Source organism: Herbaspirillum sp. B65 (assembly GCF_000333555.1).
GTDB lineage: Bacteria > Pseudomonadota > Gammaproteobacteria > Burkholderiales > Burkholderiaceae_D > Herbaspirillum > Herbaspirillum rubrisubalbicans.
On the sequence record NZ_BADI01000453.1, the window covers coordinates 1 to 10,036 of the forward strand.

A 10,036-nucleotide genomic window follows, 5' to 3' on the forward strand; every position below is an offset into this window, starting at 1 on the left:
CCCCGGCAACCCAAGGCCTTGATCCGCATTACCGAAAACAATGGCGAACTGAGCGGCAAGATCGAAAAACTCTTCCGTGCGCCGGACGAAGACCAGAACCCACTCTGCCAGAAATGCGAGGGCGAGTTGAAGGACCAGCCGGTGATCGGCATGACCATCCTGTCGGGTCTGAAAAAGGATGGCGACCAATACGACGGCGGCCAGATCATCGATCCGGCCAATGGCAAGGTCTACAAGAGCAAGCTTTCGGTCATCGACGATGGCCAGAAACTGAACGTGCGCGGCTATATCGGGATGCCCATGCTGGGCCGCACCCAGACCTGGCTGCGCGAGCAGTAAGGCGCGTTCAGGGGGTGCGCGAGGCCTTCAGGACGTAGCGGTCCAGCTCGCGTGCGAAAGCGCGGCCGTCGCTGGCGCTGAAGGCGGCCGGGCCGCCGGTCTCGACACCGCTGCTGCGCAACTCTTCCATGAAATTGCGGGTACTCAGGTGATGGCCGATGTTGTGGGTCGTATAGAGTTCGCCGCGCGGATTGAGCGCTACCGCGCCCTTGGCCACCACATCGGCGGCCAGCGGGATGTCGGCCGTGACGACCAGGTCGCCTGGCGTGACCTGGCGCGCGATCTCACGATCAGCCACGTCGAAACCCGCCGGCACCACCATGGACTTGATGTAGCGTGAAGGCGGCGTGCGCAGGGGCCGGTTGGCCACCAGCGTGACCACGATGCCGGTGCGCTCGGCCACCCGAAAGAGCATGTCCTTGATGACGCCAGGACAGGCGTCGGCATCCACCCAGATGGCCACGGATTGGCTGCGCCCCAGGCTCAGACGAAGGACACCGTCAGGCCCGGCAAGGTCAGGCCGGAGAAGGCCGTGGTCCAGGTCTGGCCGGCTTCGATGGGACAGGCGTCGGTCCAGGTGCCGGTGGTGATGATCTCGCCCGCCTGCAATTGGCGGAAGCGGGATTGCTTTTGCAGCAACTGGTGCAGGTGCCACAGCGCGTGCAGGGGGCTATCCATTTCATCGTTGCAGAAACCGGCCGCGCGCAGCACGCTGGAAGATTCGGTATTGCAGGACAGCGAGACGCTGGCGCTGGCCAGGATCTGCGGCAGGTGATGCCGGCTGGCCGAGGACAGCACATGCGGCTCGCCCACGATCAGGGTGCCATGCAGACCGAAGGCGGCAATCGAATCGGCTACCGTGAATTCCCACTTGGGGAAGGGGCAGACCACGATTTCAAAGCCGTGCGCCATCCACTCCAGGCAATCGGCCAGTTCATCCAACGATGCGTCGGGTGCCGGGGTCTTGCCGAGTTTGAAGACGATTTCCGGCTCGATGCGCGGTTGCACGGCACCGGTCAGGGATTGCGCACCGTGATTGTCTTCGGCAAAACGTACCGTGGTGTCGTACATCGGCGCCCAGGTCGGGATGCGGGGATCGTCGATGATGCCGTAATGCTTCCAGTTCTTGCGCACCACAAAGCCGATCTTGCGACCGATGGGTTGCTCGCCCTGGGCCACGCGGATATTGCGGATAGTGTGGGCGATTTCGTAGGCATCTTCCACCGACAGCGGCTCGGACTCGGAAATGCGCGGGATGATCTGCGACTGGGCGCGCGCATCCAGCAACTGATGCGCGTATCGAAGGGCTTGGCTCGACATTAGCATGGAGGGCTCACATCGAAAGATAGTGAATAGCTATCCATTGTCGATGACGATTAATTTTTGCACAAGCAAAAACTCGCTTTTATACGATATCTGACAAAAATTTCATCTAACTCTGCTGCTGCGCGTCATGGTGTTTTTCATTCACTGAAAATATTGCAAACATGAACAGAACAGCCAGGCTTGCCCGTGTAGACGGCCTCCTTCAATTACCCCACAGTTCGCCATTGGGACCGGTGCGCGGTGCGGTCACGCCGAAGTGCTGGTAAGCCGCGCCAGTGGCGATGCGCCCGCGCGGCGTGCGTTGCAGGTAGCCCTGCTGGATCAGGTAGGGCTCCAGCACGTCTTCGATGGTGTCGCGTTCTTCACCGATGGCCGCAGCCAGGTTGTCCAGCCCGACCGGGCCGCCGCCGAACTTGAAGAGCACCGCTTCGAGCAGCTTGCGGTCCATCAGGTCGAAGCCGACCGGGTCGACGTCCAGCATCACCAGTGCGGCATCGGCCATCTCGCGGGTGATGCGGCCCTCGCCCTTGACCTCGGCATAGTCGCGCACGCGGCGCAACAGGCGGTTGGCAATACGCGGGGTGCCGCGGCTGCGACGGGCGATCTCCAGCGCGCCATCTTCGACGATGGGGGCGTTCAAGAGACCGGCGCTACGGGTGACGATGCGCGCCAGTTCGGGCGGGGTGTAGAACTCCAGGCGGGCAACGATGCCGAAGCGGTCGCGCAGGGGATTGGTCAACATGCCGGCGCGGGTGGTGGCGCCCACCAGTGTGAAGGGTTGCAGGTCCAGACGCACCGAGCGGGCGGCCGGGCCTTCGCCGATCATGATGTCGATCTGATAATCCTCCAGCGCCGGGTAGAGGATTTCCTCTACCACCGGCGACATGCGGTGGATTTCATCAATGAAGAGCACATCATTGGCTTCCAGATTGGTCAACAGCGCGGCCAGGTCACCGGCGCGCTCCAACACCGGGCCGGAGGTCTGGCGCAGGTTCACCCCCATCTCGCGGGCGATGATGTGGGCCATGGTGGTCTTGCCCAGGCCGGGCGGGCCGAACAGCAGGGTGTGGTCGAGCGGTTCGCCGCGCTTGCGGGCGGCCGAGATGAAGATTTCCAGCTGCGCGCGCACCTTTTCCTGGCCGACATATTCATCGAGCTGCTTGGGCCGCAGGGCGCGCTCGATGGCTTCCTCGTTGGCCGAGGCCGGAGTGGCGGAGATGATGCGCTGTTCGGAGAAATCGTCGGTCTGGATGCTCATGCTGTGGTCCTTGTCTGCCCCGCCTTAGGCCTTGGAGAGCGCCTTGAGAGCCAGCTTGATGCCGTCCGAGACGCTGGCCTCCTTGGGTACCTGCTTCATGGCCAGGGTCGCTTCCTTGTCCGAATAGCCCAGCGCCAGCAGGGCATTGAGGATGTCGGCCGTGGCGTCGCTGTGGACCACGCCGGGGGCCACGCCCAGATCCGCGCCCAGCTTGCCCTTCAATTCCAGCAGCAGGCGTTCGGCGGTCTTCTTGCCGATGCCGGGCACGCGGGTCAGGCGACCGGCTTCCTGCAGGCTCACGGCCTGCGCCAGGTCCGACACCGACATGCCCGACAGGATGGACAGTGCGGTACGCGCACCGACCCCGGAAATCTTGATCAGCTCCTTGAACGTATTGCGTTCTTCGGCAGTCCCAAACCCGAACAGGATGTGCGCATCCTCGCGGATGGCCAGGTGTGTCAGCAACGTGACCTTCTCGCCCAGGGCCGGCAGGTTGTAGTAGGTGCTCATGGGCACGGCCACTTCGTAGCCGACGCCCTGGCAATCCACCAGCAGATTGGGAGGGAGTTTTTCTAGAAGAATTCCGGAGAGTCGACCAATCATGGGGTCAAGGATGTGCCTGGAAGGCAGCTTCTGTGATAATCCCGCGATGATACAGCACTGTTCGGATAAACAGTATCCACCCTCACCTGCTCATCACACACTTATCATCCGCTTAGACCAAGACAAAGGAAAAACATGGCCGGCAGCGCCCTTTTCGCATTGATTGATGACATCGCCACCGTACTGGACGACGTATCCCTGATGACCAAGGTGGCCGCCAAGAAGACCGCAGGCGTGCTGGGTGACGACCTGGCCCTGAACGCCCAGCAAGTCTCCGGCGTGCGCGCCGAGCGTGAATTGCCGGTGGTATGGGCGGTGGCCAAGGGTTCACTGAAGAACAAGGCGATCCTGGTGCCGGCAGCGCTGGCCATCAGCGCCTTCATCCCCTGGGCGGTGACGCCGCTGTTGATGCTGGGCGGCGCCTTTCTCTGCTTTGAAGGCTTCGAGAAACTGGCTCACAAGTATCTTCCACATGAAGCAGAACATCATGAAGTCGCCGCCACGGCGCCGCAAGACATCGACCCGGTGCACTACGAGCAGGACAAGATCAAGGATGCCGTGCGCACCGATTTCATCCTCTCGGCCGAGATCATCGCCATCACCCTGGGCACCGTGGCCGGTGCGCCCTTGCAGCAGCAGATCACGGTGCTGGTGGGCATTGCGCTGATCATGACGGCGGGCGTCTATGGCCTGGTGGCGGGCATCGTCAAGCTAGATGATGGCGGCCTATACCTGGTGCAGCACGCTGGCGCCAGCGCCTGGGGGCGGGTCAAGGCGGGCATCGGGCGCGCCATCCTGGCCACGGCGCCCGCGATGATGCGCAGCCTCTCGGTGATCGGCACCATCGCCATGTTCATGGTGGGCGGCGGCATCTTGACGCACGGCTTGCCGCTGGCGCATCACGCCATCGAACATGCCGCCGTGGTGGTGGGCGATCTGGCGGTGATCGGGCCGGTGCTGGGCGCTATCACGCCGGCCGTCTTGAATGCCATCTTTGGCGTGCTGGCCGGGGGCGTAGTGCTGGCGGGGGTGACGCTGGTGCAGCGCGTGCTGGCCCGGTTCAAGAAAAACTAGCCGACCAGGCGCCCGCCGCGCATCCGTATGCCCTTGCGCGCCAGCGCCGGGGCCAGGGCACCCAGGTCGGACAAGACCCCGCCGCCGTGCGCATGACAGATCGCCACACCCAGCGCATCGGCCGCGTCGGTGCCAGGCAGGCCCGGCAGCTTCAGCAGCCGGGCCACCATTTCCTGCACCTGGGCCTTCTGCGCCCGTCCATGGCCGGCCACGGCTTGCTTGACCTGCAAGGCGGTGTATTCGGCCACCGCCAGGTCGGCCGCCACCAGCGCGCAGATCGCCGCGCCGCGGGCCTGGCCCAGCAGCAGCGTGGATTGCGGGTTGACGTTGACGAACACCTTTTCGATGGCCGCGCAGTCAGGTGCATAGGTGCGCACCACTTCGCCGACACTGGAGAGGATCACCTTCAGACGTGAAGGCAGATCGCCATCCGGGCTCTTGATGGTGCCCGAGGCGATATAAGACAGCGTGTTGCCCTGCTTGTGGATGACCCCGAAACCGGTGGTACGCAAGCCAGGGTCGATACCGAGGATTTTCATGCCCGCCAGTCTAACCGATCAGGCGCACCATCAGGCGCTGCAGGGCCGGGCGAATGCGCAGGAAGCCCCGGTAGCTACGCTCCATCAGCCACAACATGCCCGGCAGGCGCGCCAGCCGGGCCAGACAGCGCCATCCCGGCAACGTCGCCCAAAGCTTCACAAAGGCTTCGGCTCCACTGAAGACAACGCCATCGTCGCACCGCACATGAAAGCGCGCCAGCAGGTCTGCGCGATCCAGACCGTCCAGCAGTTCCGGCGGCGCGCCAGCGGCCTGGCTGATATCGCAGAAACGCAGCGGGGCATCTTCGGCGATGCGCTGGTAGAGACCGATTTCACGGCGACACAAGGGACAGCCGCCGTCATAGAGCACGGTCAGCTCGCCCTTGCAGGCGCTGTCAGGCTTATCCATCGCGCTGCTCCCGCCCATCCTGGCGCGCCAGCAATTGGGCTGCCGTCTGCAGACCCTGCGTGCTGCGCCGCCACCATTGGGTGAACAGGTCACAGGGCTTGTCTACCGACGGGAACAATGCGGGTGGACTGACGCATTGCGCCCACAACGGCAGCCACGGCGCAAGATGGGGATCGGCCTGGCAGCGCACGCTGCGCGCGGCTTTCAAGGCGCGCCCGACGCTGGCGGCATCGCCATGCCAGCACAAGGCGGTCATTTCCTTCATACGGGCGCCGACGAAGGCCCAGCGCCGCGGCGCCCAGGGCCACAGCAGGTGAAAATCCGACAGATAGAGGCCCAGCACCAGGGTATCGGCCGGCAGATCAGCGGGCAACTCGCCCAGGCTCCAAGGATGGACCAGCCAGACATCGCGCCCGGCCACGGCCGGGGCCGCCGGTGCCACGCTGCACAAATGTTCAGGTGGCGCTGACAGCAGGGCTGGCTCCTGGCAGCGCTGGCGCGCCCGCTGGGCGGGTTCGGCGGCCACCGGGTCGGGATGGAGCGCCATTGCGCCTAAAGCTTCATAGGAGGTATCCACCACCGTGCCAGGGCTATGCCACTCGGCCGGAGCATATCTGGCCACGTTCTCGGCATTGAAGAGATAGGGCTTGTGGCTGCCGGTGCCGGCCACCCATTGCCAGCTCAGGTGGTTGCTGGCCAGGTCGCCATCCAGCAGGTGACCGACCATCCAATCCGCGCCGGCACGCCAATGGACCTTGCGCAGGTGAACCACGTAGCTGGCCAGCCACATGCGGGCATGGTTGTGCAGCGTGCCGGTCTGATAGAGGGTGCGCACGGCCTGGTCGATCACCGGCAGGCCGGTGGCCCCGGCGCGGATGTCGGCCGGCAGTTCGCGGGCATAGGCTGCGTCGGGCAACGGGCCGCCATGCAGCGAGTCGAAGATGCGCGCCCCGCGACGCGCCCAGACGTAGCGGTAGAAAGCGCGCCAACCCAGTTCATAGACGAACTTGTGCTGCACCTCCAGCGCATGACGACTGCATACCCCGGCCAGCACCTCGCGCAGGCTGACCATGCCATGCGTGAGATAGGGCGACAGCCCGGTGACGGCGCCATCAAGGCTATTGCGGGTGCGCGCATAGGCGCCCGGACGCACGGCGGCGATGCGCTCGCGGGCGGCAGCCAGGGTGGGCAGCAAGGACAGCACGGCCAGGGGCGCCGGTGTCACGGGAGAGGTGGGCGGAGTAGTCGCATCGTCCGGGTCAGGCGTATCCAGCAACAGGTCGAATTGGTGTTTGCGGTACATGGTGCGACTCCTCAAAGGCCAACCGAGGCGCGCTGGCGGCGACAGGCCTGGGAACAGTACTTGACCTGCTCCCAGTTCTTCGCCCAGCAGCGTCGCCAGGTCATGGGCAGGCCGCACACGGCGCAGGGCTTGCTGAGCAAGTGCGCCTTGTTGCCGCGGTGTCCGGTGGCTTGGCTCCTGGGTTTCATGACATCGAATTGTAGCGAACAAATCTGCCATACTTGATTCATGACGCCAATTTATCGCCTATACTCTGCGTCAAACCTGATTCAACGGAGCCCCCATGCGCCCATCCGAGCCCACGTCTTCCACCCCCTCCCCGCTGGACAAACCCGCCAGCCCAGCCTTGCGCCGCACGGGCGCGGTCGCACGCATGTTGCGAATGCCGGTCGCCACGCTGCGCGTGTGGGAGCGCCGCTATGCGCTCACCCAGGGCCAGCTCTCGCCCAGCGGCCAGCGCCTGTACTCGGAAGCCGACGTGCGACGCCTGGCGCTGATCCGCCAGTTGACCGAACTGGGTCATGCCATCGGTAGCCTGGCCGGGCTGGACATGGAGCAGTTGCACCAGGTCGCGGCCACCCATGCCGAACTGCACGCGGCGCGCCCCGCCGCCCCGCAGGCGGCGCCAGGCCAGTGGCGGCTGGCCGTGATCGGCACCAGCCTGGCGCAGCGCTTGGACAAGCCGGGGCTGGTGCAGCGCCTGGGGCGTCCCCTGCAATTGCTCGGCCCGTTCGACAGCATCGAGCAGGCCGCCATGGCCTTGAAACGAGAAGAAGTCGATGCGTTGCTGCTGCACGAACCGCAATTGCACGCCGGCTGGCTGGGCGCGCTGGAAAGTTCGGCACCGGCCTTGAGCGGCCTGCCGATGGCGGTGTTGTACGGATTTGCCAGCGAGGCCGTGTGCGAGACGCTGGCCGCGGTGGGCATCAGCCTGTTGCGTGCGCCGCAACCGGATGTGGTGATCCTGCAATGGCTGCGCGGACTGGCCGCATTGTCCTCACCCGCACGCGCGGTCGATACCCTGCCGCCGAGCGCGCCGGCCAAGCGCCGCTGGAGCGACCACGAGCTCATCGCCTTCGCCAACCAGTCCACCACGGTGGCTTGCGAATGCCCGCGCCACGTGGCCGAGCTGCTGATGCAGTTGTCGCAGTTCGAACGCTACAGCGCCCAGTGCGCCAATCGCAATCTGGCCGATGCGCAATTGCATCAATACCTGCGGCAAATGACCTCAGAATCACGCCAGCGTTTTGAAGCCGCCATGACGCGCATTGCGCTGCATGAAGGATTCATCACCGAGGACAACTGAAGCCGTCCGACTTTGACTCATTATGATGAACCATCTGACATGGGACAGCTTTGAAGCCTGGGTCCGACAGCGACATGGCACCAGCGACAACATGCGCTTGGCGAGGACCACCACGCTGACCGGAGACATGCTCCTCACCGGCGATGAAGCCGTTGACTTCATCGATCGCTACTTCGCGGCGTTTTCCATCGACCCTGGGGACTATCGTTTCGACCGATATTTCCTCGGCGAGGGATTCAATCTCATCGAGGTGATCCATATGGTGTTGTCCAAGAAGAAACGGGCCAAGTATGAGCGGACCCCGCTGACCTTGGGGATGCTCTACCAGGCGGCACTGGATGGGAAATGGAATTGTGCTCGGCTCGAAGCACTTGGAACAGATCCAGAGTAGGACACGGTTTTGGCCTCTAACGCGGCGTCGATTACCAGTCGTTCTATCGGTAACTATAATCGCCGGGTCAAAACAGAGGACAGGGTCTTGTGATGCGGAATATCACTTGGGAAAGATTCGAAGCGTGGGTACGCAAGGAAAACGGCACGAATCCCAAAACGCCGCTCACCCGCGATACTCAGCTCAATAATGATTTAGATGTTACCGGTGACGATGCCGTTGATTTCATGCAGCACTTTTTTGAAGAGTTCTCTGTTGACTATGGTGACTACAGCTTTGATCGCTACTTTGTCGCTGAAGGATTCAGCCTCCTCGAACTTCTCCTCTTATTGGTTTCCAGGAAAAAACGTGCCTCCTATGATAGGCCGCCAGTGACGCTCAGGATGCTGCACCAGGCCGCGCTTGATGGTCGATGGGATTGTGTTCGACTCGAAGCACTTCCAGCGTCCTAGGTATGCGCGACCGGCTTAATTGAGAAAATAAAAGCCCCGGCAAATCCCTAATGCCGTTCGGTTAAGGAAAAATCGCCGCCCTGATAACTCAGGAGCGGCGATTTTTTTGGTTTTGAGCCTGATGAACGCCAGAAACGCAGTTTCGACTGGGCTTAACTGAACGGCATTAGGCTCGCAGCCGGGCGTTTTCGTTGCAGCAAACGCTGTCGATCAGTGACGGAAGTGACGGGTACCCGTCAGCAGCATGACGACATCGCGCTCATTGGCAGCATCGACGACTTCCTGGTCGCGCATCGAACCACCCGGATGGATGACGCAGGTCGCACCGGCATCGACCACCACATCCAGGCCATCACGGAACGGGAAGAAGGCATCCGAGGCCACGGCCGAACCGGCCAGGGTCAGGCCGGCATTCTGGGCCTTGATGGAAGCGATGCGGGCCGAATCGATGCGGCTCATCTGGCCGGCGCCCACGCCCAGGGTCATGCCATTGCCGCAGAAGACGATGGCATTGGACTTGACGAACTTGGCCACGCGCCAGGCGAACATCAGGTCCTGCAATTGCTGTTGAGTCGGCTGTTTCTTGCTGACCACCTTCACGTCGGCCAGCAGCACGTTCTTGGCATCCGGCGACTGCACCAGCAGGCCGCCACCGACGCGCTTGAAGTCATAGCCATTGAGGCCCTTGCCCAGCGGGATTTCCAGCAGGCGCACGTTCTGCTTGGCCGCAAAGATCTGCTTGGCTTCTGCACTGAAGGACGGGGCGATCAGCACTTCCAGGAATTGCTTGGCCACGGCTTCGGCAGCGGCTGCGTCCACTTCGCGGTTGAAGGCGATGATGCCGCCGAAGGCCGAGGTCGGGTCGGTCTGCAAGGCCTTGCTGTAGGCTTCCAGCGGGTTGGCGCCGATGGCCACGCCGCAGGGGTTGGCGTGCTTGATGATGACGCAGGCGGCCTCAAGCGCGGGGTCGAAACTCTTGACGCATTCCCAGGCGGCATCGGCATCGGCGATGTTGTTGAAGGACAGTCCTTGCCTT

The 10,036-nt window shown here is 63.3% G+C and carries 13 protein-coding genes and 1 pseudogene; 5 read left to right on the forward strand and 9 right to left on the reverse strand.

Going from position 1 to position 10,036, the window contains the following annotated elements; translation table 11 throughout:
* On the forward strand, positions 1–339 hold a 339-nt coding region (locus I5W_RS10755), incomplete at its 5' end, for a DUF2147 domain-containing protein (protein ID WP_044529217.1).
* 7 nt (positions 340–346) lie between these two features.
* On the opposite strand, the gene I5W_RS10760 is transcribed toward I5W_RS10755, so the two are convergent.
* The 4 genes from I5W_RS10760 to ruvA form a co-directional block, all read right to left on the reverse strand.
* Positions 347–802, reverse strand: coding sequence for a YaiI/YqxD family protein (locus I5W_RS10760; RefSeq protein ID WP_044529218.1), 456 nt, complete (start codon positions 800–802; stop codon positions 347–349).
* 20 nt (positions 803–822) lie between these two features.
* The gene (locus I5W_RS10765; RefSeq protein ID WP_044529219.1) at positions 823–1,665 is read right to left on the reverse strand and encodes a 2-keto-4-pentenoate hydratase; all 843 of its coding nucleotides are present in this window, start codon (positions 1,663–1,665) and stop codon (positions 823–825) included.
* Positions 1,666–1,867: 202 nt separating this feature from the next.
* Positions 1,868–2,923 carry a Holliday junction branch migration DNA helicase RuvB gene (ruvB, locus tag I5W_RS10770; RefSeq protein ID WP_017452024.1) on the reverse strand — a complete coding sequence of 352 codons (1,056 nt, stop codon included), beginning with the start codon at positions 2,921–2,923 and terminating at the stop codon, positions 1,868–1,870.
* A 24-nt stretch (positions 2,924–2,947) separates the two neighbouring features.
* The gene (gene ruvA, locus I5W_RS10775; RefSeq protein ID WP_017455104.1) at positions 2,948–3,526 is read right to left on the reverse strand and encodes a Holliday junction branch migration protein RuvA; all 579 of its coding nucleotides are present in this window, start codon (positions 3,524–3,526) and stop codon (positions 2,948–2,950) included.
* A 135-nt stretch (positions 3,527–3,661) separates the two neighbouring features.
* Between ruvA and I5W_RS10780 the strand changes: the two genes are divergently transcribed.
* Positions 3,662–4,600: a DUF808 domain-containing protein gene (locus I5W_RS10780; RefSeq protein WP_044529220.1), complete on the forward strand. Its 939-nt coding sequence runs from the start codon at positions 3,662–3,664 to the stop codon at positions 4,598–4,600.
* On the opposite strand, the gene ruvC is transcribed toward I5W_RS10780, so the two are convergent.
* Genes ruvC through I5W_RS10800 form a run of 4 tightly spaced genes read right to left on the reverse strand, consistent with a single transcriptional unit; the run spans position 4,597 to position 7,081 of the window.
* Entirely contained in the window at positions 4,597–5,139 is a 543-nt protein-coding gene (gene ruvC, locus I5W_RS10785) for a crossover junction endodeoxyribonuclease RuvC (protein WP_017452021.1), read from the reverse strand. The two genes, I5W_RS10780 and ruvC, sit on opposite strands and share 4 nt — an antisense overlap.
* Before the next feature lie 10 nt (positions 5,140–5,149).
* Complete coding sequence (locus tag I5W_RS10790; protein ID WP_252716989.1) at positions 5,150–5,548, reverse strand: thiol-disulfide oxidoreductase DCC family protein; 399 nt, start codon at positions 5,546–5,548, stop codon at positions 5,150–5,152.
* Entirely contained in the window at positions 5,541–6,851 is a 1,311-nt protein-coding gene (locus I5W_RS10795) for an FAD-binding domain-containing protein (RefSeq protein ID WP_050010653.1), read from the reverse strand. The genes I5W_RS10790 and I5W_RS10795 overlap by 8 nt, the downstream gene beginning before the upstream one ends.
* An 11-nt stretch (positions 6,852–6,862) precedes the next feature.
* Positions 6,863–7,081, reverse strand: coding sequence for a DUF2256 domain-containing protein (locus tag I5W_RS10800; protein ID WP_044529222.1), 219 nt, complete (start codon positions 7,079–7,081; stop codon positions 6,863–6,865).
* Positions 7,082–7,134: 53 nt separating this feature from the next.
* On the opposite strand from I5W_RS10800, the gene I5W_RS10805 reads away from it, so the two are divergent.
* The 3 genes from I5W_RS10805 to I5W_RS10815 all read left to right on the forward strand — a co-directional run bounded on the left by I5W_RS10805 (position 7,135) and on the right by I5W_RS10815 (position 9,000).
* Positions 7,135–8,157, forward strand: a complete 1,023-nt coding sequence (locus tag I5W_RS10805) for a MerR family transcriptional regulator (protein WP_083893512.1) — start codon at positions 7,135–7,137, stop codon at positions 8,155–8,157.
* Between the two features lie 22 nt (positions 8,158–8,179).
* The gene (locus I5W_RS10810; protein WP_252716990.1) at positions 8,180–8,548 is read left to right on the forward strand and encodes a DUF1493 family protein; all 369 of its coding nucleotides are present in this window, start codon (positions 8,180–8,182) and stop codon (positions 8,546–8,548) included.
* Positions 8,549–8,640: 92 nt separating this feature from the next.
* The gene (locus I5W_RS10815; RefSeq protein ID WP_044529224.1) at positions 8,641–9,000 is read left to right on the forward strand and encodes a DUF1493 family protein; all 360 of its coding nucleotides are present in this window, start codon (positions 8,641–8,643) and stop codon (positions 8,998–9,000) included.
* Between the two features lie 210 nt (positions 9,001–9,210).
* Here I5W_RS10815 and purH read toward each other — a convergent pair.
* Positions 9,211–10,036: pseudogene (purH, locus tag I5W_RS10820) on the reverse strand (bifunctional phosphoribosylaminoimidazolecarboxamide formyltransferase/IMP cyclohydrolase); the annotation flags it as partial.